General features: G+C 68.5%; 16 protein-coding genes and 8 pseudogenes. 14 read left to right on the top strand and 10 right to left on the bottom strand.

The window, feature by feature from the left end:
* Window positions 1-5: 5 nt before the first annotated feature.
* Window positions 6-392 (bottom strand): hypothetical protein, encoded by a 387-nt coding sequence (locus SY89_RS17775; RefSeq protein ID WP_204374458.1) that lies wholly within the window; start codon window positions 390-392, stop codon window positions 6-8.
* Window positions 393-592: 200 nt separating this feature from the next.
* Between SY89_RS17775 and SY89_RS11875 the strand changes: the two genes are divergently transcribed.
* Window positions 593-2224 carry a DUF255 domain-containing protein gene (locus SY89_RS11875; protein ID WP_054584377.1) on the top strand — a complete coding sequence of 544 codons (1632 nt, stop codon included), beginning with the start codon at window positions 593-595 and terminating at the stop codon, window positions 2222-2224.
* Window positions 2225-2302: 78 nt separating this feature from the next.
* Window positions 2303-3109: a TrmB family transcriptional regulator gene (locus SY89_RS11880; protein ID WP_054584378.1), complete on the top strand. Its 807-nt coding sequence runs from the start codon at window positions 2303-2305 to the stop codon at window positions 3107-3109.
* Here the strand turns inward: SY89_RS11880 and mptA are convergent.
* The 3 genes from mptA to SY89_RS11895 all read right to left on the bottom strand — a co-directional run bounded on the left by mptA (window position 3106) and on the right by SY89_RS11895 (window position 6209).
* Window positions 3106-4029, bottom strand: coding sequence for a GTP cyclohydrolase MptA (mptA, locus tag SY89_RS11885; protein WP_054584379.1), 924 nt, complete (start codon window positions 4027-4029; stop codon window positions 3106-3108). The two genes, SY89_RS11880 and mptA, sit on opposite strands and share 4 nt — an antisense overlap.
* A 385-nt stretch (window positions 4030-4414) precedes the next feature.
* On the bottom strand, window positions 4415-4834 hold the full coding sequence (locus SY89_RS11890) for a DUF7124 domain-containing protein (protein WP_054584380.1): 420 nt from the start codon (window positions 4832-4834) through the stop codon (window positions 4415-4417).
* 130 nt (window positions 4835-4964) lie between these two features.
* Window positions 4965-6209 (bottom strand): NAD(P)/FAD-dependent oxidoreductase, encoded by a 1245-nt coding sequence (locus SY89_RS11895; RefSeq protein WP_054584381.1) that lies wholly within the window; start codon window positions 6207-6209, stop codon window positions 4965-4967.
* 119 nt (window positions 6210-6328) lie between these two features.
* Between SY89_RS11895 and SY89_RS11900 the strand changes: the two are divergent.
* Window positions 6329-6879 (top strand): annotated as a pseudogene (locus SY89_RS11900) (DUF6149 family protein).
* A 174-nt stretch (window positions 6880-7053) separates the two neighbouring features.
* Here SY89_RS11900 and SY89_RS11905 read toward each other — a convergent pair.
* Window positions 7054-8370, bottom strand: coding sequence for an NAD(P)/FAD-dependent oxidoreductase (locus tag SY89_RS11905; RefSeq protein WP_054584383.1), 1317 nt, complete (start codon window positions 8368-8370; stop codon window positions 7054-7056).
* Window positions 8371-8517: 147 nt separating this feature from the next.
* Here SY89_RS11905 and SY89_RS11910 point away from each other — a divergent pair.
* Window positions 8518-9857: pseudogene (locus tag SY89_RS11910) on the top strand (hemolysin family protein).
* Window positions 9858-9910: 53 nt separating this feature from the next.
* Here the strand turns inward: SY89_RS11910 and SY89_RS11915 are convergent.
* The 3 genes from SY89_RS11915 to SY89_RS11925 form a co-directional block, all read right to left on the bottom strand.
* Window positions 9911-10672, bottom strand: coding sequence for a class I SAM-dependent methyltransferase (locus SY89_RS11915; RefSeq protein ID WP_054584384.1), 762 nt, complete (start codon window positions 10670-10672; stop codon window positions 9911-9913).
* Window positions 10672-11964 carry a histidinol dehydrogenase gene (gene hisD / locus SY89_RS11920; protein WP_054584385.1) on the bottom strand — a complete coding sequence of 431 codons (1293 nt, stop codon included), beginning with the start codon at window positions 11962-11964 and terminating at the stop codon, window positions 10672-10674. Before hisD ends, SY89_RS11915 begins: the two co-directional genes overlap by 1 nt.
* A gap of 167 nt (window positions 11965-12131) precedes the next feature.
* Window positions 12132-12326 (bottom strand): cold-shock protein, encoded by a 195-nt coding sequence (locus SY89_RS11925; protein WP_049980416.1) that lies wholly within the window; start codon window positions 12324-12326, stop codon window positions 12132-12134.
* Between the two features lie 128 nt (window positions 12327-12454).
* Between SY89_RS11925 and SY89_RS11930 the strand changes: the two genes are divergently transcribed.
* Window positions 12455-13078, top strand: coding sequence for a class I SAM-dependent methyltransferase (locus tag SY89_RS11930; protein ID WP_054584386.1), 624 nt, complete (start codon window positions 12455-12457; stop codon window positions 13076-13078).
* Between the two features lie 41 nt (window positions 13079-13119).
* Here the strand turns inward: SY89_RS11930 and SY89_RS11935 are convergent, their stop codons facing one another.
* Window positions 13120-13530 (bottom strand): MaoC family dehydratase, encoded by a 411-nt coding sequence (locus tag SY89_RS11935; protein ID WP_054584387.1) that lies wholly within the window; start codon window positions 13528-13530, stop codon window positions 13120-13122.
* An 88-nt stretch (window positions 13531-13618) separates the two neighbouring features.
* Here SY89_RS11935 and SY89_RS11940 point away from each other — a divergent pair.
* Window positions 13619-14427 (top strand): annotated as a pseudogene (locus SY89_RS11940) (alpha/beta fold hydrolase).
* Window positions 14417-16011: pseudogene (locus SY89_RS11945) on the top strand (AMP-binding protein). The pseudogenes SY89_RS11940 and SY89_RS11945 overlap by 11 nt, the downstream one beginning before the upstream one ends.
* A gap of 23 nt (window positions 16012-16034) precedes the next feature.
* On the opposite strand, the gene SY89_RS11950 reads toward SY89_RS11945, so the two are convergent.
* Window positions 16035-16895 carry an SDR family oxidoreductase gene (locus SY89_RS11950; RefSeq protein ID WP_054584388.1) on the bottom strand — a complete coding sequence of 287 codons (861 nt, stop codon included), beginning with the start codon at window positions 16893-16895 and terminating at the stop codon, window positions 16035-16037.
* A 126-nt stretch (window positions 16896-17021) separates the two neighbouring features.
* Between SY89_RS11950 and SY89_RS11955 the strand changes: the two genes are divergently transcribed.
* The 7 genes and pseudogenes from SY89_RS11955 (at window position 17022) to SY89_RS11985 (ending at window position 24041) form a co-directional block, all read left to right on the top strand.
* Window positions 17022-17723, top strand: coding sequence for a helix-turn-helix domain-containing protein (locus SY89_RS11955; RefSeq protein WP_054584389.1), 702 nt, complete (start codon window positions 17022-17024; stop codon window positions 17721-17723).
* An 81-nt stretch (window positions 17724-17804) separates the two neighbouring features.
* Window positions 17805-19147 (top strand): annotated as a pseudogene (locus SY89_RS11960) (ABC transporter substrate-binding protein).
* Window positions 19148-19957: pseudogene (locus SY89_RS16075) on the top strand (ABC transporter ATP-binding protein); the annotation flags it as partial.
* Between the two features lie 10 nt (window positions 19958-19967).
* Entirely contained in the window at window positions 19968-20666 is a 699-nt protein-coding gene (locus SY89_RS11970; RefSeq protein ID WP_054584391.1) for an ABC transporter ATP-binding protein, read from the top strand.
* Window positions 20663-21667: pseudogene (locus SY89_RS17320) on the top strand (branched-chain amino acid ABC transporter permease); the annotation flags it as partial. The gene SY89_RS11970 and the pseudogene SY89_RS17320, both read left to right, overlap by 4 nt.
* Window positions 21668-21829: 162 nt before the next feature.
* Window positions 21830-22997: pseudogene (locus SY89_RS19680) on the top strand (branched-chain amino acid ABC transporter permease).
* Window positions 22998-23027: 30 nt separating this feature from the next.
* Window positions 23028-24041, top strand: coding sequence for a 3-oxoacyl-ACP synthase (locus SY89_RS11985; protein WP_054584392.1), 1014 nt, complete (start codon window positions 23028-23030; stop codon window positions 24039-24041).
* Window positions 24042-24294: the final 253 nt, after the last annotated feature.

Below are 24294 nucleotides of genomic sequence, written 5' to 3' on the forward strand. Positions count from 1 at the left end.
CGGGCCTACTCGTCGGCCGTTTCGCCGGCTTCCTCCTCCCGCTCCGCTTCGTCTTCACTCTCGGCTTCCTCCTCGGCCGCGTGTTCTTCCTCGCCCGCTTCCTCCGCTTCCGCGTCCTCTTCACCCTCTGCGTCTTCCGCGTCCTCTGGTTCCGCATCCTCCGCTTCCTCTGCTTCTGCTTCCTCTGCTTCCGCGTCTTCCTCCTCACTCTCTGCTTCCGCGTCTTCCTCTGGTTCGAGACCCTCGATCTCCAGTTCGACCTCGATTTCGATCCCCTCGGTTTCGAGTTCGGTCTCGACGTCCCGCTCGTCGCCCGACTCGATCTCGAGTTCGTGGCTGTCCACCTCGACTTCTACCTCCACGTCGACGTCGATGTTCGGCTCGTCGGCCATACGCGAGAGTTCGGGCCGATCCGTCATAGTTCGTGCGGCCAGCGTGGTGTCGACGCGTCGCGGCGTTTGTGGCGGTACCGCCATCGTTCGCGGGTCACGCCGCACCCTTCTCCCCTGCGAGGTCGTTTCCTTCTCGCTCCGTTCGGGGACACGGCTTCGCCTCCGACACGCTTTACCCCGGAACACCCCCACCCTAACGCATGCAAGAGGAAACCCGCGTCGAGTGGCGTCAGTGGGGCCAGGACGCCTTCGACGAGGCTCGCGAGCGCGCCGTTCCGGTGCTACTCTCACTCTCGACGACGTGGTGTGTCGACTGCCACGAGATGGACGCGACCACTTACGCCGACCCCAACATCGCGGCCAACGTCAACGACCGCTACGTCCCCGTGCGCGTCGACGCCGATCGCCAGCCCCGGGTACGCGAGCGCTACGCCGCCGGCGGCTTCCCGTCGACGGTGTTTCTCACCCCCGACGGCGAGGTGCTCTCGACGGCGACCGCGCTCGCGCCCGACGGGATGCGGCAGGTCCTGAACCGCGTCGGCAAGGCCTACGCCGAGAAGGGCGACGACGCTGGCCGCGTCCCGCGCGCGCTCTCGGGCGACCTCCCGCCCGCGGGGACGGTCGACGCGGCGATCGAGGAACAGCTGGCCGGCCAGCTCGGCGAGAAGTTCGACGACCGGTTCGGCGGGTGGGGCCGGGACGCGAAGTTCCCGCTGGCCCGGACCGTCGAGTTCGCGCTCAAGCGTGAGCGCGACCAGGCGCTCCGCACCCTCGACGCCGTGCGGGACCATCTCCACGACGAGGTGGCCGGCGGCTTCTTCCGGTACGCCGGCCGGCAGGACTGGGGCGACGTCCACTACGCGAAACTGCTGGACACGAACGCGACGCTGCTGCGGGCGTTCGCCCACGCCTACGTCTACACGGGCGAGGACGCGTACCGAGAGCCGGCCGAATCGACTGTCGGGTTCCTGACCGACGGTCTCTGGGCCGGCGTCGCCGTCGGCGGCAGCGTCGGCCCCGGCGCCGGCGCGGAGCACTGGCGAAAGGACGCCGAGGGACGGGCGGACGACCGCTCGCCCCGGACTGACCTCACCGCCTACGCCGGCGGCAACGCGCTGGCCGCCGACGCGCTGCTCACCTTCCACGGCTACACCGACGACGAACGGGCCCGCGAGTACGCCGATCGCGTGCTCGACTATCTCGAACGCGATCTCCTCGAACACGGGTCGGTCGTCCACTTCCGCGAACGCGGGCAGACCGGCCCGCGGGACGTGCTCGCCGACATCGCCGCCGTCGTCGGCGCGTTCACCCGCGCCGAGCAGATCCTCGGCTACGGCGCCGACGTGGCGAGCACCGTCGCGGATCACGCGATCGAGTCACTCCACGAGGACGGCTCGTTCCGTGACGGGCCGGCCGAGGGTGCCGGCCTCCTCGATCGCCCGCTGCGGCCGCTCGACGGCAACGCCGCGATGGCGAACGCCCTGATCGACCTCGCGACGCTGACCGGCGACGACTCCTACCGCGAGGTCGCCCGGGAGACCGTCGGCGCCTTCGCCGGCGCGTCCCACCGTGTCGGCGTCCAGGTCGCGGAGTACGGAACCGCCGCGGGCCGACTCTGCCGCAACCCGCTCGTCGTCGCCGTCGCCGACGATCCCGGAAGCGACCTCCACCGTGCGGCGCTCCGGATCGCGGACCACGAGAAGGTGGTCGTCCCCAACGCCGACGAGTCGATCGCGCCGGAACTGGATCGTGGCACCGCACGCGTCGTCGGCGTCGACGACCCCGCGAGCGATCCCGAAGCGCTGATGACCCGGGTCGCCCAGCGAGAGTAGCCGAGAAAACTCGACGAAACGCTCTCCACGAGTAAACGTCCGGTGAGTTTTTGAGGTCACAGCGTGTGATACGTGATCATGGCAAGCTTGCGCGATCTGGGGCTCTCGGAGTACGAAGCCCGGGCGTATCGGGCGCTCTTGGACGACTCTCCAAGCACGGCGAAGGATCTCTCGAAGTCCAGTGACGTCCCGATGGGGCGCGTGTACGACGTGTTGAAAGATCTCGAGCAGCGGGGCCTGGCCCGGAGCCAGGCGGCCAGCCGGCCCAAGAAGTACGTCGCCGTCGAGCCCGAGGCCGCGCTGGACCGTCTGCTCGAGGCTAAGCGCGACGAGTTAGCGGAGCAGGAGTCCCAGTACGAGGCGGCAGTCGACGAGCTGGAGGGCGATCTCGAGGCCGGCGTCCCGACGGAGGAAGGGTTCTGGACCGCCGTCGTCGGCCCGGAGGAGAGCGCCGACCTCCTGCTCGAGCGCCTCGACACCGCCACCGAACACGTCGTCACTGTCGCGGGCGGGCCGACGCCGCAGTTCGACGTTGGGGAGTACGGCGACGAAGTGACGGCGGCGCTCCAGCGCGCGCTCGACCGCGGTGCGGAGGTCGACGTCCTCCTCGGCCCCGAACTGATCGAGACGCTACCGAACACGGTGTTGAAACGCTACGAGAAGGAACTGGCCGACCACCCCGCCTTCGAGGTGCGGACGACCGAGCAGGTCAGCGGCTCGTTCCACCTGATCGACGGGGTCGAAGCGTGTATCGAGATTCCCAACCCCCTGACGCCGCGTGATCCGTTCGCGATGCTCGATCTGAAAGACCGGGCGTTCACCAGCGACGTGCGGGAGACGTTCGACCCGCGCTGGGCCGACGCGGAACCGTTGACGACTGATTAAGCCGAGAGCTCCTCGCGGAGTCGCGCCATCGAGACCTCACGCTCGGCGACGGCGTCGTGCTGGTGGATCGACTCGTCGTTCTCCTGTTTCACGTAGATCACTGCCTCGTCGTCGAGGCCGGGGTAGGCGTCGACGACGCCCTCGGCCAGCGATCGCACGCAGTCCTCGACGAACTTCGCGTTCGCGTGGGCCGCGTACGTCATGTGGTCCTCGTCCGGCCGTTTGGCCATGTTGTAGATCCGGGCGCTCATGCTGTCCCGCGCGATGTCGATCAAGTCCATCAGGTCGACCTCGGGTTCGCCGTCCTGTGTGACTGTCAGCGTCGCGTGCCCGCGCTGGGAGTGGCCGGGCTGGGGCACTTCGTCGAGGAACGCCTCGGCAGTCTCGTCGTCGACGCCCAGATCCGCCAGCGTCTCGCGGGCGCGGGACTCCGACATCCCCTGCGAGCAGGGACAGACCGTCATCCCCGTGACCGTACAGCCGATCTCCTCCTCGATCCCCTCCTCGGTGGCGGTCGCGGAGGCGACGATGTCGACGGTGCTCTGGGTGGGCCGGCCGCTGGCGGGTGTCTCCTCCTTGAGCATCCACTCGGCCTCCATCTGCACTTCGGCGGTGGTGGTGTACTCGTGTTTGGCCAGCAAGCGCTCCGCGGCCTCCCCACAGAGCGCCTCGACCCGATCAGTTTCGCCCTCGACGGCGTCCTCGAGCACCTCGTCGATGACCTCCATGTTCCGGCTCATGTCGATCCCCTTGCGCCGGCTGGGGAGATCGACGTAGACCGAGAACTCCGCGGTCAGCACGTACGGGCGGTCCTCACCCTCGAGTTCGACGAGTTTCTCGACGCCGGTGACGCCGACCTGACTCAGCCCCACGGTCACGTCGGGCTCGTCCGCCTGCACGTCCGGAAGCTGATGACTCATTATCAACACTCTGTTCCCCGGAGCGATTAGTGTTGTTGGAAGCGGCACGCGCGCTGGCGCACGCGCGGGCGTGGGCGCCGATTTACGGCGAGAGATCACCGGTCGTTCTTGGCCAGGGGAGCGTCCCGATGGAGCGACACGACGGTCGCTCCAGTTCGTGTGTCGATGTTGGCTACGACACAGCCACGGCAGCCTCCCGATGGAGCGGCACGACGGTCACTCCAGTTCGTGTGCCGTGGTTGGCTACGACACAGCCACGGCAGCCTCCCGATGGAGCGGCACGACGGTCACTCCAGTTCGTGTGCCGTGGTTGGCTACGACACAGCCACGGCAGCCTCCCGATGGAGCGACACGACGGTCGCTCCAGTTCGTGTGCCGTGGCTGGCTACGGCCAATCGTCCCGCTGGTCGCCTTCCTCGAAGTGGTCCGTCTCGTCGTCATCCGCGGCCATCTCCCAGCCCGCCGCCTCGGCGGCGTCGTCGAGCGGGAGGTACTCCCAGCCGGTCGCCTCCGCCTGTTGGCGGTGCTCGTCGTCGGTGCCGACGAACACGTGGCGCTCGGTGTCGAACTGGCGTTTCACGTTCTCCAGGCTCTCCTCGACGCCGCGGGGGCCCGAGAAGAAGTCCTGTCGGATGCGCTCCTTTCGCGTGAAGTTGGTGACGACGTAGGTGGGCTTGTCGCTCACCACGCCGACGTAGCTCGTCCACCCGCGGGCGTCGTTGAACACCGCGTTGGGGTCGGCGAGCGACTTCAGCGCGTCCAGTTCGAACGCGAGCGTCATGTCGGAGGAGCCACCGGAGTCCATAGGCGCACTGGGGGCGGTCTCCGCAAAACGACTTCGGTGTCGTCAGCGCGCGACGAGGCACTCGGTCGGGAGAAAAAGTGGTCGGCGTAGTGATCAGTCGTCGTCGCCGGCTGACAGCCTGCCGGCGAAATTAATCGTCCGCGACCGGGGCTTCCAGATCGTCGACGCTGAAGGACTTCTCAACCAGCGCCTCCTTCTCGTCGCCGACGTGGGTTCCCTCACGCATCAGCTGCTTGTACGCCGACTGGGGCGAGAGGTCGCCGATCAGGACGCCGCCGACGATGCGGCCGTCCTTGAGCGCCAGGCGGCGCCACTCCGTGTCGGAGTACTTCCGCTCGACGCTGTCGTCGCCCATCGTCGGGTGACCGAACGAGAGGAACGGGAAGTCGAAGTGGGTGATGGAGTACGAGGAGACCCAGCGGAACTCCTCGTCACCGTAGTCGAGCATGTTCTTCGCCGCGGTCTCGCCCTGGGCCTTGGCCGAGCCCCACGCGCCGTTCTGGGCCTGCTCGCCCAGGATCACGTCGTTGAACTTCGTACAGTCGCCGGCAGCGTACACGTCGTCGAGGTTCGTCTGCATGTACTCGTCCACGACGATGCCGCCGTCGTCGTGTTCGATCCCCGTCCCACGGAGGATCTCGGTGTTGATGTTCAGGCCGATAGCGACGCCGGCGAAGTCGGCGTCGAACTCCTCGCCGTTGGGGTCGACGGCGCTCTCGACGTGGCCGTCGTCGTCGACCTCGAAGTGGTCGACGCCGGACTCGAAGACGGGCGTAACCCCACGCTCGCGCATCGCGTCGTGGAGGATCTCCGCCCCCTCCTCGCTAAGCGCGTAGCGCCACCAGGAGTTCCCACGCATCAGGTAGTGGGCCTCGACGTCCTGTGCGCCACAGATCGCCGCGAAGTCGATGCCCAGCAGGCCCGCGCCGACGATGACCCCCGTGTCGGCCTGCTCTACGTCCTCCTTGATCTTCCGGGCGTCCTCGAACGTCCAGAAGTGGTGGATGCCATCGGCGTCGGAGTTCTCCACCGGGAGCTGTGTGGGCGTCCCGCCGGTGGCGAGCAGCAGTTTGTCGTACTCGTACGTATCGCCCTCGTGGCTCGTGACGGTGTGGCCGTCGGTGTCGATGTCGACGACAAGCGTGTTGAGCCGGAGGTCGATCTCCCGCTCTTCGTACCACTCCTCGTCGTGGATCGAGATGGGGGCTTCGGGGAGCTTCCCCTTCGCGAACTCCTTGATCAGAATACGGTTGTAGAGAGCTTCCCCCTCGTCGGTGATGACCGTGATGTCGGCGTCGGGAGCGTTCTCCCGTAACGTCTCCGCCGCCGAACTCCCAGCGACCCCATCGCCGATGATCACGAACGATTCGCTCATGGCCTCCAGTTTGGCAGTGGGAGTTAATGTGGGTTGCCATACGGCTTTCGGTAGGGGAGCGATACCCACATTCCGCGTTCTCGGAGGGTTGAAGGCCGTCGCACTGCAACGTCCGACCGATGAAACTCCGCCAGAACGTTCGCCACTTCGCGGCGAAGCAGGCGCTGACGATGCCGGTCGTCGGGGAGAAGATGAACGAGAAACTGGTCGATCTCCACGTCAGCGTGTTCGGCGACCGCGCCGAGGACGGCGCCCGCGAAGCACGCGAGCCCCGCATGGAGGCGTTTTTCGACTGCACGATGGCCACCTACCTCGCCGCGCTGTCGGACGGCTACCCGGAGGCCGAGGCGCGCGAGATCACCCACCTGCAGGCGAACTTCGACTTCTACAACCACGGCTGGACGGAGATGATGGAGTTCCCGGTCGACGAGGTCGAGGAGCACTACGACCGCTACGCCGCGTTCTTCGAGGCCCACGACATCACCATCGACGACCCGCTGGGGAGTTCCGAGATCGTGAGATCCCCGACGCACCCTCGACGCCGGCGAAACTCGACGATCCCGAGCACCCCCACGCCGCGGAGGGGTTCGCCGACGACGTGTACGTCGAGACCGAGTACGGCGTCGTTCGGGGCGATCGGTCCGACGAGATCCAGGAGACGGCGGACTGAGCGAGATCGGGCGTCGCTCGGCAGTCGCCGAGCGGTTGGCGAACAGGTGACTCGAGTTGGTGGTCGACACCGACGAACGCGACGGACGGAGCCACACACCCGCAAAGCCCGCCGCGGCGGGAGGTCAGGTCACGGTGGGCCTGGCCGCGTTCTCCTACTTGAACTCCGGGGCGACTACTCCGCGTTCCGGTCGATCCGCTTTGCACACTCGAACCCGGCGACGATGCCGCCGTCGAGGCTCCGCTCGGGGTATTGGGCCTCGCTGGCCATCCCGGCGTAGTAGAGCCCGTCGGCGACCTCGTTCTGCAGGTCGTAGGGCACGACCATGTCGAGATACCCCTGCTCGTAGATCGGCGCCGCACGCGGCGCCTTCGCCAGCCGGAACTCCTCGACGTGTTCGCGGTCGAACGCGGGGTACATCTCCCCGATCGCGTCGAGCCACTCCTCCTCGATCTCGTCGTCGTCGGCCGTCGCCAGCCACTCCTCGTCGTTCTGGACGTACGAAGCGACGTAGAGCAGATGGTCGCCGCCGTACCGTTCCGGCGGGACGAAGTTCGTGTGCTCGATCAGCGCGCCGAAGGGGGCCTCGTCGGCGATGTTGAGCCAGTAGGTGTCCGTCAGCGGCCGGTCCATCGTCACCACCGCACAGACCGCCCCCTGGAAGTCGATCTCGCAGGTGTACCCCGTCAGTTCTTCGAGGACGTTGGGCATCGTCGCGACCACGACCCCGTCGGTGTCGTGGGTGGTCGTCTCGCCGTCGGTCTCGGTCGTCACAGTCGTGACACCGCCGTTTTCGATGCCGAGATCGGTGACGCGGGTGTCGGTCCAGACGGTGTCACGCCCGACTGCGTCGATCAGCGGGTCGAGCAGCGCCTCGAACCCACCCTCCGGGTAGCCGAGGATCTCGCCACGGAGCAGGTCGCGCTCGCCGCGGAACTTGATCCTGGCGAGCAGCCACGCCGCGCTCACGTCGTGCTTCCGGTCGCCGAACTTCGCGTCGAGCAAGGGCTCGAAGAACGTCTCGTAGACGTTCTCGGTCGTGTGCTCTTTCGCGAACGCGACGGCCGACTGGTCCTCGAAATCCTCGAGTCGCTCGTAGGTGTCGAAGGAGGGAATCCCGCCACGCACGTCCACGTCGAGCGTGAGCATCCCGAGCCGGAACTTGTCGTAGACGCTCCAGTGCGGGAACGCGAGGATCTGCCACGGCGTGTCCATCGGGTAGGTTTTCCCCTCGATGTGGTAGGCGTTCTCCCCGATCAACCACTCGATCCGGTTACCGACGCCGAGTTCGTCGGCGAGCTTGACGATCGTCTCTTCGGACTTCGAAAGGTGGTGGTAGAACTTCTCGATCGGATCACCCGCGGTCTCGTAGCTCGCGGCGAGGCCGCCGAGATCGCTGCTGCCCTCGAAGATCGCCACCTCGTGGCCGCGCTGTTGGAGGCTGTACGCGGCCGCGAGTCCGGCGATGCCGCCGCCGACGACGTGATACATACAGTGAAAACGGGGTGGGCGGGAGAAAAACCCTCCCGGTATCGCCGGCCGCCGTCGACGCCGCCCGCACACGACCCTTTTTGTTCGATGCGCGGCAGTGGCCGGTATGGACTCGTCGCACACGAACACCGCCGCCCCCGACACCCGATGGTAGACCTCGCGCTGTCGCTCGGGCGGCTCGCCCTCGCGCTGTTCCTGGTCGTGCTGAACGGCTTCTTCGTCGCCGCGGAGTTCGCCTTCGTCAGAGTGCGCGCCACCTCGGTCGAACAGCTCGCCGACGAGGGGCGTGCCGGCGCAGGGGCGCTACAGGACGTGATGACCGACCTCGACAACTACCTCGCCGTCACGCAGTTGGGCATCACCCTCGCCTCGCTGGGGCTGGGGTGGGCCGGCGAGCCCGCCATCGCGTCGCTGCTGGAGCCCGTTCTCGGCTCGGTGCTCCCGCCGGCGCTCGTCCACCTGGTCGCGATCGCGATCGGCTTCTCGATCATCACGTTCCTCCACGTCGTGTTCGGCGAGCTCGCGCCCAAGACGTTCGCGATCGCCCGGACCGAACGCCTCTCGCTACTGCTCGCCCCGCCGATGAAGCTGTTCTACCTGCTGTTCTACCCCGGCATCGTCGTGTTCAACGGCGCCGCCAACGCCTTCACGAGCGGGCTCGGCGTCCCGCCGGCGTCGGAGTCCGACGAGACACTGGGGAGCGAGAGATCCGGCGCGTCCTGGCTCGCTCCGGCGAGGAGGGCGACGTGGACGTGGCGGAGGTCGCGATGATCGAGCGCGTGTTCGAACTCGACGACACCGCCGTCCGGGAGGTGATGGTGCCGCTGCCGGACGTGATCAGCGTGCCCGCCGACGCGACGCTTTCGGACCTGCGCGAGACCGTCTTCGAGTGGGAGCACACCCGCTACCCCGTCGTCTCGACCGACGACGCCACGCAGATTGCCGGGTTCGTCGACGTGAAAGACGTGCTGCGGGCGAGCGAGACCGATCACGACGGGGAGACGACCGCCGGCGACCTCGCTCGGGAGGTGCTCGTCGTACCCGAGACGACGACGATCAACGACCTCCTGTTGCAGTTCCAGGCCGACAACCAACAGATGGCCGCCGTCATCGACGAGTGGGGCGCCTTCGAGGGGATGGCCACCGTCGAAGACGTGGTCGAGGCCGTCGTCGGCGACCTCCGGGACGAGTTCGACGCCGCCGACCGGGAGCACTCGATCCGGCAGGGCGACGCCGGCGAGTTCGAGGTCGACGGGGGCGTCACGCTCTCGGCGGTCAACGACGCGCTCGGAACCGAACTCGACCACGAGGCGGTCGAGACCATCGCGGGGCTGATCCTCAGCCACCTCGATCGCGCGCCGGAACGCGGCGACAGCGTCGCGATCGACGGCTACGAGGCCGAAGTGACCGGCGTCGACGGCACCCGGATCGAGACGGTCCGGATCTACGAGCGTGCGGACGACGAGACTTCCGAGGACGGGAACTGAGCAGTCCCCGTTGGGAGGTTTTTCAAGAGGAGCGGTCGGCGACGAGCCAGCAGTCAGTTCCGGGCGACCAGCAGCGTCGTCGCCTCGCCGTCGAGCAGTCGCACGTCGGTCAGGCCGGCGGCCTCAGCGGCTGCTCGGAGTGCGTCGGCGTCGTGAACCGGGACGCGAACCGTCTCGCTGGTCGTGGCGGCCTCACCGCTCGACTCGTCGGTCGCGCGGTAGCCCATCCGGAGGTCGACGCCACCGTCGGTCGGGAGATCCGTCACCGAGCGCTCGAGTCGGTAGCCGCTGCCGGAGAGCACGCCGACGGACTCGACCGCCTCCCGGATCGCCCCTGCGTCGGTGACCGCCCGCAGGAGGAACGTCCCCTCGGGCGCGAGTCGCTCGGCGGCCGTCTCGATCAGCGCCGCCGGCCCGTCGACGACCGGCGGCGCCACGGGGCCGGCCATCGCGACGACGGCGTCGAACGTCTCCTGGGTCGGTGGATCCAGCGGGTCGCCCGTCGCGACCGCGGCTGCCGGCGCGCGGTGGGCGGTGAACCTGAGCAGGTCCTTGTTGGCGTCGACGCCCAGCGCGCGGTCGAAGCGGTCGGTGAGGTGGGCGAGCAGCGCGCCAACGCCACAGCCGAGTTCGAGCGCGTCGCCGGACTCGGGAGCGAACGCCCGGACGGCCTCGAAGTCGCCGGCGACGCGCTCCTCGTCGGTCAGGCGGTCGAACACCGGCGCGAGCGTCGTGTACAGCGAGTGCTCGCCGTCCGGCGCCCGGAGCAGCCGCTCGCAGGCGTCCGCGAACGTGGGGGCGGCGGGTCGGGGCATCAGGCCGAGCCGTCGCCCTCGTCCTCGCGCAGGCGAACGCGAACGCTCTCGGCGTGGGCCTCCAGACCCTCCGCGTCGGCCAGCGTGGTGACCGTCGGCGCGAGGTCGTCGAGGGCGTCGCGATCGAGTCGCTGGACCGTCGAAGAGCGGAGGAACTCGTCGACGGAGAGCCCGCCGTGGACCTTCGCGCCGCCGCCGGTCGGGAGCACGTGGTTCGTGCCGGTGCCGTAGTCGCCGGCTGCGACGGGAGCGAACCCGCCGAGGAACACGCTGCCGGCGTTGTCGATCCGGTCGAGCAGCGCCTCGTCGTCGTCGGCCTGAATCGAGAGGTGTTCGGCGGCGTACTCCTCGGTGAACAGCACCGCCTCGGGCATCGACCGGGCAACCAGCACGCCCGAGGCGTCGTTGTCGAGGGCCTCGCGGATGATCTCCTCGCGCTCGCGCTCGCTGGCCTGGCGGTCGAGTTCGGCGACGACCGCTTCGGCCAGGTCCGCGTCGTCGGTGACGGCGACGACGCTAGCCTCGGGGTCGTGTTCGGCCTGGGCGAGCAGATCGGCGGCGACGAACTCGGGGGCGGCCGACTCGTCGGCGAGCACCAACACTTCGCTCGGGCCGGCCAGGAAGTCGATCTCGACCTCGCCGCGGACCTCGGCTTTCGCGGCGGTGACCCAGGGGTTGCCCGGGCCGACGATCTTCTGGACCGCGTCGACGGTCTCGGTGCCGTAGGCCAGCGCGCCGATGGCCTGTGCGCCGCCGACGGAGTACACCGCGTCGGCGCCGGCCTCGTGGATCGCCGCCAGCGTGACGGGGTTGATCTCCTCGGCGGGCGGCGTCGCGACGGCGACGTGGTCGACGCCGGCGACTTTCGCGGGCACGACGCCCATGATGGCACTGGAGGGGTAGGCGGCGGTGCCGCCGGGGACGTAGACGCCGACGCGCTCGATCGGCCGGAACCGCCGACCCAGTTCCCGGCCCTCGAACTCCTCGCGCCAGTCCGCGGGGCGCTGGCGCTCGTGGAACGCGCGGACGTTCTCGATGGCGTCCCGAATGGCATCGAGCGTGTCGTCATCCACCTCGTCGACCGCGCGCTCGGCCTCGGCGGTCACGTCGAGGTTGGCGACTTCGACGCCGTCGAACTCCGCGGAGAACTCCCGGAGCGCCACGTCGCCCTCCTCGCGCACTCGCGGCAGGATCTCGCGAACGTCCTCGCGGGCGCTTTCGACGCCGGCGTCCCGATCGAAGAAGGCCCGGCGCTCGGCCGTCGAGAGCTCCGCGATCGATCGTGGTTGCATGGCTCGGCGTTGCGCGGCGCGGCCTAAGGCGGTTGCGGATAGCCACCGCTACAGGGTGTTGCTGCGGCGACGACGCCCGAGGGCGCCGTCGCTAGAACGTGTGAGTTCAGGGGGTCCGCGGAGCGGACGCCCGAATAGTTACTGCGCTGCGAAGAACCGAATCCGACTTACAGGCGGGTCAGGTTCGTCGCGCGGGGGCCCTTGTCGGCCTGTTCGATGTCGAACTCGACCTCCTGGCCCTCCTCCAGGTCGGGACCGCCGACGTCTTCCATGTGGAAGAACACGTCGTCGTCCGCGTCCTCAGTCTCGATGAATCCGTAACCGCCCGTGTCGTTGAAGAAATCAACCGTACCAGTCGCCATTACATTCCTACAAACCTGCCGATGGATGTTAACCCCTTCGGTCCGCCCTCGTCAGCGGTGGGGTGTCCCAGTCGGGTGCCAGGATCGGGCCGACGGGTCTTTACTCGCTCGTCCACGATCAGGGGACAGTGAACCCAGAGGACGTGCGCGAGGAGTGGGCCGAGCGGACCGGCGAGTTCTCCCCGACGTACTACGCCCACAAGGGCCCCAACGAGGCCAGCGAGTCGATCCGCGACCTGCTGCTCCATTTCCTCGACCCCGCTGCCCGCGTCCTGGAGATCGGCTGTAGCTCCGGCCGCCACCTCGCCCACCTCCACGACGGCGGCTTCGACGATCTCCACGGCATCGAGATCAACGAGGACGCGATCGACGTACTGCGGGCGGAGTACCCCGGGCTCGACGCCGATGCAACGTTCCACGTCGGCGACGCCGGCGAGATCCTCCCCGGGTTCGACGACGGGGCGTTCGACGCCGTCTACACCGTCGAGACGCTCCAGCACATCCACCCCGACGAGGCCGAGACAGTGTTCGACGAGGTGGCCCGTGTGGCCGACGACCTGCTGATCACCGTCGAAAACGAGTCCGCCCGCGGCGCGGGCGCCCGCGAGGACGCCGACGTATCCTACGTCAACGACGAGTTCCCGCTGTACCACCGCGATTGGAAGGCGATCTTCGAGCGTCGCGGGTTCGCCCAACTGCTCTCAGAGTCGAGCATGCGCCGGGACAGGCTGCGTGCGTTCCGTCGGCCTTGATCGGCGCGGAACTGCGTGTATTCCGTCGACGGTAGCTGCCGCTAGTTCTCGTGCGGGACGGAGAGCACGACCGCCTCGCCGTCGATCACCGTCTCCGCGTCGTCGCCGTCGACGACTTCCGCGACCGTCTCGACGCGGACGCGGTCGTCGCCCACGTCTTCGACGACCTCGGCAGTCGCCCGAACCGTATCACCCGGCCGGACCGGCGCCGCGAAGTCGAGATCCTGCGAGAGGTAGACGATGTCGCCCGGCAGCGCCGCGAGCGCGGCACTGATCAGCCCCGCCCCGAGCATCCCGTGGGCGACCACGCCGCCGAAGAACCCCTCGGCGGCGTACTCGGGATCGGTGTGGAGCCGGTTCTCGTCGCCGGTCAGGTCGGCGTACTGCTCGATAGTCTCCCGCGTCACGTCGCGCTGTACCTCGGCGTCGTCGCCGGCGGCCGCAACAGGCATAGCTCGATCCACTCACGGCGACACCGTAGCCTCCCCGGTTCACATGTGAATACGGCCCTTGATACACGCGGGGGAACACGACTCGGGTATGCCAACCGCACACAACGGCGACGTGGCGCTCTCCTACGACCGGGAGGGGCCGGAGTCGGCGCCGACGGTCGTCTTCGTCGAGGGACTGGGCTACGGGACGTGGATGTGGCAGTTCCAACGCGAGCCGCTCGCCGAGTCCTACGACACCATCGTCTTCGACAACCGCGGGACTGGGGACTCTGACTGTCCCGAGGGGCCGTACACGGTCGCCGAGATGGCTGCCGACCTGGCGGCCGTCCTCGACGACGCCGGCGTCGAGTCGGCCCACGTCGTCGGCGCCAGCATGGGCGGGATGATCGCCCAGCGCTTCGCGCTGGAGTACGACCGCGCCGAGTCGCTCGTGCTGCTCTGTACCTCCCACGGCGGCGAGGACGCCGTCCCCGTACCTCCGGAGACGCAGGCGTTCATGTTCGACGTGCCGGCGGACGCCGACGAGCGGGAAGCGATCCGCTACAAGATGACGCCCGCCATCTCGGACGGCTTCGCCGAGGAGCACCCCGACCTGATCGAGGATATCGTCGACTGGCGGCTGGCGTCCGACGCCAGCGAGGCCGGGCGGAATGCACAGGCCGCCGCGGTGCAGGCGTTCGACGCCAGCGACGAACTCGACCAGCTCAGCCTGCCGACGCTGCTCATGCACGGCACCGACGACGAGGTGCTGCCAGTGGCGAACGCCCACGCGCTCGCCGAGGCGCTGCCCCACGCCGACCTCGAACTGTTCGAGGGGGGCCACACCTCTTCTTCGTCGAGCAGGCCGACGCGGTAACCGACCGACTCCGAACGTTCCTCGATACCCATGCCGAGTGAGGCGTTCTCGCCGGTCCACGGCCACAGCGCCCGACCGTACGACTGGGTCGGCGCCTGGAGCGGGAAGCGCGCCGAACTCTCCCCGGACCGCGTCGGCCTCGTCGACGACACGACGGGGCGGGAGTTCACCTACGCCGACCTCGACGCCCGCGCGAACCGGACCGCCCGCCTGCTCAGGACCCACGGCGTCGAAGACGGCGAGCGCGTGGCGGTCGTCTCCCGGAACCGGCCCGCGCTGGTCGACCTCTTTTTCGCCTGCGGGAAGACCGGCGGCGTGTTGGCGCCCCTGTCGCACCGACTCGCTCCGGGGGAGTTGGGCGAACTGCTCGCGAACGTGGACCCGGCGCTGCTGGTCGTCGAGGCGCCGTTCGTGGCGGCCGTCGACGACGCGCTCGCCAGCGTCGATCTGGACGCGACGGTCCGCGCGCTGCCAGCCGAGGGCGAGCAGGAGGCAGCGGTCGACTACCCCTCGCTCCTCGAGGAGCGACCTGCCGACGATTCGCCGGTCGAGACGGCCGACCTCTCGATGGACGATCCGGCGCTGTTCCTCCACACCGGCGGCTCGACCGGGGTTCCGAAAGAGACCGTGCTGACCCACGGCGGCCTGCTCTGGAACTCCTTCAACACGATCACCGCGTGGGGGCTGCGCGAGGACGACACCACGCCGATGGTGTTCCCGATGTTCCACACCGGCGGCTGGAACGTGCTCACGCTGCCGCTGTTCCACATGGGCGGGACGGTCGTGATCGCTCGGGAGTTCGACCCCAGTGAAGTCCTTCGGCTGGTCGAGTCGACGCGGGCGTCGGTGCTCGTCGCCGTGCCAGCCGTCCTGCGGATGATGACCGAACACGACGACTGGGAGACCACCGATCTCTCGTCGCTGCGGTTCGCCAAGTCCGGCGGCGGCCCCTGTCGCGACGCGGTGCTTCGGGCGTGGTGGGACCGCGGCGTCGACCTCTCACAGGGGTACGGTCTCACCGAGTGCGGCCCGAACAACTTCACGATGCCCGACAGCTGGCCCCGGGAGAAAGCCGACAGCGTCGGCGTGCCCGCGATGCACGTCGACGCCCGGGTCGTCGACGATAGCGGCGAGGAAGTCGAAGAGGGCGAGGTGGGCGAGCTCGAACTCGCCTCGCCCCACGCTGCCGACCGGTACTGGGGGAACGAGGCGGAGACCCGGGAGACGTTCGGCCCGACGGGCGACGCCGACGGCGGCTGGGTCTCGACGGGCGATCTCGTGCGCGTCGACGAGGCGGGGTACTACTACATCGAGGGACGGAAGAAGAACATGTTCGTCTCCGGCGGCGAGAACGTCTACCCCGCCGCCGTCGAGAACGCCCTCACCGACCACAGGAAGGTCGAAGAGGCGGTCGTGATCCCCATCCCCGACGAGACGTGGGGGAGGTCGGGAAGGCGGTAGTCGTGGGCGACGAGTCGCTGACACTGTCGGAGCTGACCGAGTTCCTCGACGGCCGGCTGGCGTCGTTCAAACACCCGAAGGCGCTGGCGTTCGTCGACGAGATGCCGACCTCCGGGCCGTCGAAGATCGACCGCAGCGCGGTCGACGATCGGTTCGGGGAGTAGGCAGGCAAGACGGGAGGGGGAGGTTACTCGTACGTCCCCGTCATCCCGCCGTCGAACAGCAGGTCCCCGCCGTTGAGGTGTTTCGCGTGCTCCGAGAAGCCGAACACGAACAGGTTCGCCACCTCGACGGGGCTCATCATCCGCTTCGTTCTGGACTGGCCGAGCATCACGTCCTCGACGACCGCCTGCTCGGTCAGCCCGCGCTGTTCGGCGGTGTCGGGGATCTGGCCGGTCACCAGCGGCGTCGAGACGTACCCCGTCGACACCGAGAACGCCCGCACGTCGCCGTCCCCCTCGGCGGCGAGTGACTGGGTGAGTCCCCGGATCCCGAACTTACAGACGTTGTACGCCACCTTGTCGCTCGTCGTGTAGTGGCCGTGCACCGACGCCATGTTGCCGACGGCGCCGCCGCCCGCCTCGCGCATGTGCGGGAACGCGTGCTTGGACAGGAGCGTGGGGGCGCGGAGCATCACCGCCTGCATCAGGTCGTACTGCTCGGCCGGGAACTCCTCGATGGGGGCGACGTGCTGGAGGCCGGCGACGTTCGCCAGGAAGCGCAGCTCCCCGAGCTGGGCCGCTGCGTCGACGATCCGCTCGATGTCGGCGTCGTCGGTCAGGTCCCCTTCGACCGGCTGGACCGTCCCGTCGGCGCCGATCTCGGCAGCGCGGTCGACAGTTCCCGCGAGCCCGTCGGCGTCCACGTCGGTCGCGGCGACGGTGCAGCCGTTCGCCGCCAGCGCGACCGCGGTGGCGCGGCCGATCCCCGAGGCCGCACCGGTGACCAACGCGACCGAATCCGCAGCGTAGCGGTCGTCGTCCACGTCGAGGACGTTCGCGGCGGTGAGCTCCGGCCCGTCGGCGCCCGGGATGGGGTCGTCGGTCATAGCGAACGGCAGTTCCCGAACCACCCAATAAGGGCGGGTTCAGGTGTGAACCCGTTCGGGGTGCCATCACGGAAACGCTTAAGACCGGTTAGGCGAATCGTTCATGATAGTCCAGTACCAACCCCCATGATCGATATCGCACTCGATATGCGGCAGTACGACTGCCCCTTCATCGACACGACCGACGATGCCGAGTTGAGCTTCGCGGCGTCGTACTGGGAGTTCAACCCCGCGGCGGGGGAGCTGGAGACCCGGATGGTCGTGGAGGCGCCCGACCGCTACGAACTCGACGAGGGGTTGTCGATGCTCCGTGACCATCGGGGAATGCAGGGGTTCGATCTCCTCGCCAAGCGCGACGGCGCGGCGCGCATCCGGACGACGATCGAGGAGACGAGCGCGATGCGCACCATCCGACAGAACGAGGGGTACGTCACCGGCCCGTTCTACATCGAGGACGGCCGCGAGACGTGGCACGTCGGGTTCGACAACGACGGCCTGGCCGACGGCGCGCTCTCGGGGCTGGAGCGCAACAACGACTTCTCCGTCCTCTCCCGGGAAGACACCAGCATCCCGGAGGTGTCCGAACTGATGAGCAACGCCGGCGCCGCGATGACGCTGATCGACGGCTGCCGAGAGCTCTCCGACACGGAACGCGAGACGCTCGAAACCGCGGTGAATGGCGGCTACTTCGAGAGCCCGCGAAACGCGACGTTGGGCGATCTGGCCGACGAGTTCGACGTGTCCAAACCCGCCGCCTCGAAGAACCTCCGGCGGGCCGAGCGAAAGCTGATCGAGCGGGTCGTCGACGCGCTCGGTGAGCTGGAGTAACCGCCGGATGGCCGCTTACGCCCGGATTATTCACATGTTAACCCACCCATCCATAGTGGGAGAGAGTCTCACGATAAGGATATGGCGCGAAAGCTATCCCGACGTGGAATGCTTCGAGCGACCGGCGCGGCCGGCGTCGCCGGACTCGCAGGTTGTACAGATGCACTCGGTGACGGCGGTGGATCGATGAAGATCGGCGTACTCCAGCCCGTATCCGGCGACCTCGGCTACTACGGTAAACAGGCACTCTGGGGGTTCTTCGCCGGCATGGCCTACAAGGGCGACACCGATCCGATCGAGGACTCCACCACGGGGACCTACACCGCGACCGCCGGCGACACCGAGTACGAGCTGCTGGTCCGGGACAGTAAGTTCGACGCGGACACCGCCCAGTCGGCGGCGACGGACCTCGTCGAGAACGAGGACGTGGACATGCTGTTCGGGACGGCGTCCTCGGGGCAGCGGGGCGAGTGATCGACACGGTCGTCGACACGGCCGACGTGCCGTTCATGGCCGGGCCCGCGGCGTCCGCCGGTATCTCCTCGAACGAGGGGACCTGTTCGGACATCGTGTTCCGGGCCTCCGAGAACACCGCGATGGACGCCCGGTCGGGCGGGAAGTACGTCGCCCAGGAGACCGACATCTCCTCGGTGTACCTCTTCGGCGCCGACTACTCCTTCGGCCGTGCGGTGGTCAACAACTACGAGGAGGTGCTGTCGAACAACGGCGTCGAGATCCTCGACAAGCGCTTCGTCCCGCAGGGGTACAGCGAGTGGGAGGGCCTGCTCGACAACGCCGAGGAGGCCGGCGCCGACGGCGTCGTCGGCGGCTTCACCGTCGCGACGCTGCCCGCGATGTTCACCTCCTACCTGCAAGGCGACTACAGCTACTCGGTGTTCGGCGGCCTCGCGACCCGGATCACCAACGCCGTCGTGGGGCAGACGCTCCAGCAGGCGCTGGGCGAGCCCCTGACCCAGGAGAAGATCGACAACTCCGGGCTCGGCCCGTTCACGACGCGGTACCACTGGAACCAGTACGACAACGAGATCAACAGCACGTTCGTCGAGGACTACACGAACGCCTACGGCACCGTCCCCGACCTGTTCTCCTCGGGCACGTTCACCGCCGCCTCCGCGATCGTGCAGGCCGTCAACTCGGCCGGCTCGACGAGCGGCTCGGACGTGGCCGAGGCGCTCCGCGGCATGACCGTCACGGACACGCCGAAAGGCGAGGACGGCTACACGTTCCAGGAGTACAACAACCAGGCCCGCTCGGCGATGACCGTCGCCAACCTCGCGCCCACCAGCGACGAGTGGAGCGACAACTGGCAGGCCGCGATCCAGCCCGGCGAGCCGCTCGCGACGATCGGGAAGGACGAGACCACGATCCCCGCCGACGCGCCGGGGATGAACTGCTCGCTCTAGATGCTCCGCACCGCCGGACTGACCAAACGCTTCGGCGGGCTCACCGCCGTCGACAGCGTCGACTTCCGGCTTCGCGAGGGGGAGCTCTGTTCGCTGATCGGTCCCAACGGCGCCGGCAAGACGACGTTTTTCGACCTGCTGACCGGCGCGCTCGAGCCGAGCGCCGGCAGCATCGAGCTCCGCCGGGGCGGCGAGTGGGCGCCGCTCACCGACGCCTCCCCGGCGGAAGTCGCGCAGGCGGGGGTCCACCGATCCTACCAGATCACGAACGTGTTCCCCGAGCGGACCGTGCTGGAGAACGTCCGCGTGGCCGCACAGGCTGCGGGGCCGAACGACTGGAAGGGGTGGCGCAACGCCAACGCCTTCGAGGAGCACATCGGCGAGGCCCACCGGATCCTCGACCGTGTGGGCCTCGACACGCTGGCCGAGCAGCCTGCGAGCGCGCTCTCCCACGGCGAGAAGCGCCAACTGGAGGTCGGGATCGCCCTCGCCGGCGATCCCGACGTGCTGTTGCTCGACGAGCCCAACGCGGGCGTCTCGAGCGAGAGCGTCGACGACATCATCGACCTGATCGCCGACGTGTCCCGCGACCACGCGGTGTTGCTGGTCGAACACAACATGGACATCGTGATGAACGTCTCCGACCGCATCGTCGTGCTGAATCAGGGCGCCGTCATCGCCGACGGCGAGCCGGCGGCCGTCCAGAACGATCCCGCAGTCCAGCAGGCGTACCTCGGCGGCTACGGCGAGGACGGCGGGGACGACCCCACGACCAGTGGGGCGACGGCGGGCGCCGACGGCGACGCCGAGGGGCCGACCCGTGAGCCTGCTCGAACTCGACGGCGTCGAGACGTACTACGGCGAGAGCCACATCCTCGAAGGCGTCGACCTGGAAGTCGAGGAGGGGGAAGTGGTCGCGCTGATGGGCCGCAACGGCGTCGGGAAGACGACGACGCTGCGGAGCATCCTCCAGCTCACCCCGCCCCGCGAGGGGTCGATCCGCTACCGGGGCGAGGAGCTGATCGGCAAGGAGACCCACGAGGTCGCCGAGGCCGGCGTCGGGTGGATCCCCGAGGACCGCCGGATGTTCAGCCAGCTCACCGTCGAGGAGAACGTCCGCATCGCCGTCCCGAAAGGCTCGGACGTGGAAGCGGGGCTCGAACTCGCCTGGGACGCGTTCCCCGACCTCGAGGAGATCCGTGACCGCGACGCCGGCGACCTCTCCGGCGGCCAGCAGCAGATGCTCGCGATCGCCCGCGGCCTCGTGGGGGAGAACGACCTGCTGATGGTCGACGAACCCAGCGAGGGGCTCGCGCCGCTGATCGTCGAGGCCGTCCACGACGCGCTCGAATCGGTGGCCGGCGAGACGACGATCCTCCTGGTCGAGCAGAACCTCCCGATGGCGCTCGATCTGGCCGACCGCTTCTACGTACTGGACCACGGCGTCGTCGTCGACAGCGGCGACGCCGACGCGGTATCGACCGACTCCGAACGGCTCAGGAGGCATCTCTCGGCATGACGGGGGGCGTACTCGCACCGCTGTTCGTCGACGCCCTCGGGGAGTTCTTCCGGCCCGGAACGCTGTCGGAGGTGTTCCTGAACGGGCTGTCGAAGGCCGCGCTGTACGCGATGATCGCCAGCGGGCTGACGCTGGTGTTCGGGCTGTTGGGCGTGCTGAACTTCGCTCACGGCTCGTTCACGATGCTCGGCGCCTACCTCGGCGGGCTGGTGATGGTCGTGCTGGTCGGGAGCGCGACGGGCGATCTCGCCCGCGTGCTGTTCTTCCTGATCGGCACGCTGCTGGTGTTCGCTGCGATCGGCGCGCTGGGCGGCGCCGTCGAAGTCGGGCTCATCCGCCAGCTGTACGACCGACCGCCGATCTACCAGATCCTGCTGACGTTCGGCCTGGCGCTCGTGCTCGACGAGCTGGCGCGCATCGTCGTCGCGTTCTACGGGCTCCAGCCGGTCACCGACTGGCGCGACGCGCTCGGTACCAAGCCCGCGTTCATGGCCGAAAACATCGAGTTCGCCGGCCTCACGGTCGGGCCGCTCGACCTGTTCCAGATCGCCTTCGGGACGATCACCATCGGCGCCGTCTGGCTGTTCCTCACGCGGACTCGCTACGGGATGGTGGTCCGGGCCGGCAGCGAGGACGACGAGATGACCGCCGCGCTGGGTATCGACGTGAACCGCGTGTTCACGACCGTGTTCGCGCTCGGCTCCGCGATCGCCGGCGTCGCCGGCATGCTGCTGATGTGGGATCCCGTCTGGGGGGCGAGCCTCCCGCTGGCCCACGAGACGCTGCTGCCCGCGTTCGTCGTCGTGATCGTCGGCGGCCTCGGGACGTTCCGGGGCACCGTCGTCGCCGCCGGCCTCGTCGGCATGGTCGACGCGACGATGACGTGGTGGTTCCAGAACGCGATCACCTTCACCGGTCTCCCCGAGATGATGATCTTCCTCGTACTCGTGCTGACGCTGATCGTACGGCCGCAGGGACTGTTCGGCGTCGAGGAGGTGGGGGCCATTAGCGACTCCGCCTCCGACGCCGTCGACGGGGTCGACCCGGCGGTTCCCGAGGAGGACACCATCGCCGCCGCGAGCGGCACCGAGTGGTGGCGGCGCTACCTCCGCGACCACACCGCCCACGCGCTCGTCGTCGCGGCGCTGGCGCTGTACCCGTTCGTGTACGCGCTGCTCGTGGCGTCGCCGCTCGGCACCGAGGCCGAGACGCTGCTGCCGCGGGTCGACACGATGGTCGGGGTGTTCTACTTCGGCCTGTTCGCGATGTCGTTCGACTTCGTCTCCGGCTACACGGGCTACCTCTCCTTCGGCCACGCCATCTTCTACGGCACGGGCGCGTACTTCGTCGTGCTCGCGGCCAACGGCCAGGTGCCGCTGCTCGCGCCGGGGACCCCGTTCATGCTCATGCTGCTGCTGGCTGGGCTGCTCGCGGTCGTGATCGCGCTGGCGATCGGCGCGCTCTCGTTCCGGCTCTCGGGGTGTACTTCGCGATGATCACCCTCGGGTTCGCCCAGGTCGCGTACGTGTTCGTCCGCGGCTGGGACTACGTGAGCGAGAACCCGAAAGACGGCGCCGCGGTGTCGACCGATATCCACCCCAGCGGCTTCGACGTCGGGGTGCCGGGGATCGACGCGTTGAACCTCGAGATCGGCCGACTGGCGGGCGACAGCGTGGAGTTCCTGTTCGTTTCGCTGTCGGGGACGGAGGTGTCGTACTACATGGTCGGGCTGGTGGTGTTGGTCTGCTACCTCGCGATGCAGCGACTGATTCACTCGCCGTTCGGCACGGTGCTGCTGGCGATCCGCGAGAACGAGGAGCGCGCCGAGGCCGTCGGCTACGAGCCGTTCCAGTTCAAACTCGCGGCGTTCGCGATCAGCGGCTTCTTCGCCGCGATCGCCGGCGGGCTGAGCGGGGGGTACGGCCGCTCGGTCGCCCCCGACGACTCGATGTACTTCCTCGTCACCGGCGACGCGCTGCTGGCGTCGATCATCGGCGGCTTCGGCACGCTGGCCGGGCCGCTGTACGGCCGGCTGTTCGACGAGACCGTCCGGGAGTTCCTCTCGAAACGGGGCTCGGGCGGGGGCTGCTGCCGTACCTCCGGGATCACCTCCCGGCGGGCGTGATGGAGGCCGACCTCGTCGGCGGGCTCACCGTCGGCGGCGCCATCGAGACGTTCCTCAACGGCCACGCGAGCCTCTACGTCGGCGTGATCTTCGTGCTGTTCGTGCTGTACGTGCCGAACGGCCTGCTCGGCACCGTCCGTGACCGCCTCGGCGGCACGGTCGCGAAACGGCTCCCCGACTACCTCGACCGCTACCGGCGCGACTGATCGGTCGAGGCCCCTTTCGACGACAACGCTATGACTGTCTCACTCACCGGCTACGGCCGCTACGTACCGCAGGAAACGATCACCGGCGAGGCGATCGCCGACCGCTCGGGCATCCCCGAGGACGTGGTCGTCGAGAAGATGGGCGTCACCGAGAAACACGTCTGCCCGCCCGACGACGACCACGTCACCGACATGGGGGTCACCGCGGCCCGCGACGCGCTCGACGACGCGGGGGTCGACGCCGAAACTGTCGATCTGGTACTGTACCACGGCTCGGAGTACAAGGACCACGTCGTCTGGTCGGCCGCCGCCGACATCGCCGACCGCATCGGCGCCGTGGACGCCTACGCGACCGAGAGCTACTCGCTGTGTGCGGGCCAGCCGATCGCGTTCCGCCAGGTCGCCGCACAGCTCGAGGCCGGCGACGTGGGGACGGCGCTGCTCGTCGGCGCCAGCCGCGAGGAGGACCTCGTGGACTACACGGACACCGACGCCTCGTTCATGTTCAACTTCGGGTCGGGTGCGTGTGCGACCGTGCTCGAACGCGACGCCGGCCAGCGCACGCGGGCGACCGTCCACGGCCACGCCGCGAGAACCGACGGCTCGTTCTCGCGGGACGTGATCATGCCCGCCGGCGGGTCGGAACGGCCGCCCAGCCGGGCCACCGTCGACGCGGGGCTCCACGCGCTGACGGTACCCGACCCCGACGGCATGAAGGAACGGCTCGGCGAGGTGAGCCTGGCGAACTTCCTCGCAGTCGCCGACGACGCGCTCGCGGAGGCAGGACTGAGCCGCGGGGCGATCGACTTCGTCGCGCTCACCCACATGAAGCGGTCGTTCCACGACTACCTCACCGACGAACTCGGCGTCGGCGACGGCCACCACTACCTCGACGAGTACGGCCACGTCCAGAGCGTCGATCAGGTGCTCGCCCTGGACGAAGGGCTGGAACGCGGGCTCGTTGAGGACGGCGACGTGGTCCTGTTCCTCGCCGCCGGAACGGGCTACACCTGGGCGGCGAGCGTGCTGCGCTGGGTGGACTGAGGGGCGCCGGAGCCCGGTTTCAGTGTTCGGATCTGTCTCTGAAACGCCCGGCGAGTAGTTCGTGCGTACACAGCCAGTCAGAGAAAGGATACAAACCGGAAATACAGTCTTGTGAACGTGGTTCGTTCCGCAGTCCGTGCCGTCCGCTGCCTACTAATCGGAGCCTTTGCAGGGGGTGTCCTCGGCCCGCTGTTTGTTCCTGCCCCTACGGGACTGCTCGCCGTTGTCTCGACAATCGCTGTTACAGCGGTTG

The sequence above is a fragment of the Halolamina pelagica genome, assembly GCF_001307315.1.
In the GTDB taxonomy this organism is placed as follows: Archaea; Halobacteriota; Halobacteria; order Halobacteriales; family Haloferacaceae; genus Halolamina; species Halolamina pelagica_B.

What these genes read in the sequence shown, in the direction of transcription:
- SY89_RS11905 (WP_054584383.1), bottom strand. Translation starts at nt 8,370, where the DNA reads ATGTATCACGTCGTCGGCGGCGGCATCGCCGGACTCGCGGCCGCGTAC.
- SY89_RS11875 (WP_054584377.1), top strand. Translation starts at nt 593, where the DNA reads ATGCAAGAGGAAACCCGCGTCGAGTGGCGTCAGTGGGGCCAGGACGCC.
- SY89_RS11895 (WP_054584381.1), bottom strand. Translation starts at nt 6,209, where the DNA reads ATGAGCGAATCGTTCGTGATCATCGGCGATGGGGTCGCTGGGAGTTCG.
- SY89_RS11915 (WP_054584384.1), bottom strand. Translation starts at nt 10,672, where the DNA reads ATGCCCCGACCCGCCGCCCCCACGTTCGCGGACGCCTGCGAGCGGCTG.
- SY89_RS17775 (WP_204374458.1), bottom strand. Translation starts at nt 392, where the DNA reads ATGGCCGACGAGCCGAACATCGACGTCGACGTGGAGGTAGAAGTCGAG.
- hisD (WP_054584385.1), bottom strand. Translation starts at nt 11,964, where the DNA reads ATGCAACCACGATCGATCGCGGAGCTCTCGACGGCCGAGCGCCGGGCC.
- SY89_RS11985 (WP_054584392.1), top strand. Translation starts at nt 23,028, where the DNA reads ATGACTGTCTCACTCACCGGCTACGGCCGCTACGTACCGCAGGAAACG.
- SY89_RS11950 (WP_054584388.1), bottom strand. Translation starts at nt 16,895, where the DNA reads ATGACCGACGACCCCATCCCGGGCGCCGACGGGCCGGAGCTCACCGCC.
- SY89_RS11925 (WP_049980416.1), bottom strand. Translation starts at nt 12,326, where the DNA reads ATGGCGACTGGTACGGTTGATTTCTTCAACGACACGGGCGGTTACGGA.
- mptA (WP_054584379.1), bottom strand. Translation starts at nt 4,029, where the DNA reads ATGAGTCATCAGCTTCCGGACGTGCAGGCGGACGAGCCCGACGTGACC.
- SY89_RS11880 (WP_054584378.1), top strand. Translation starts at nt 2,303, where the DNA reads ATGGCAAGCTTGCGCGATCTGGGGCTCTCGGAGTACGAAGCCCGGGCG.
- SY89_RS11890 (WP_054584380.1), bottom strand. Translation starts at nt 4,834, where the DNA reads ATGGACTCCGGTGGCTCCTCCGACATGACGCTCGCGTTCGAACTGGAC.
- SY89_RS11935 (WP_054584387.1), bottom strand. Translation starts at nt 13,530, where the DNA reads ATGCCTGTTGCGGCCGCCGGCGACGACGCCGAGGTACAGCGCGACGTG.
- SY89_RS11955 (WP_054584389.1), top strand. Translation starts at nt 17,022, where the DNA reads ATGATCGATATCGCACTCGATATGCGGCAGTACGACTGCCCCTTCATC.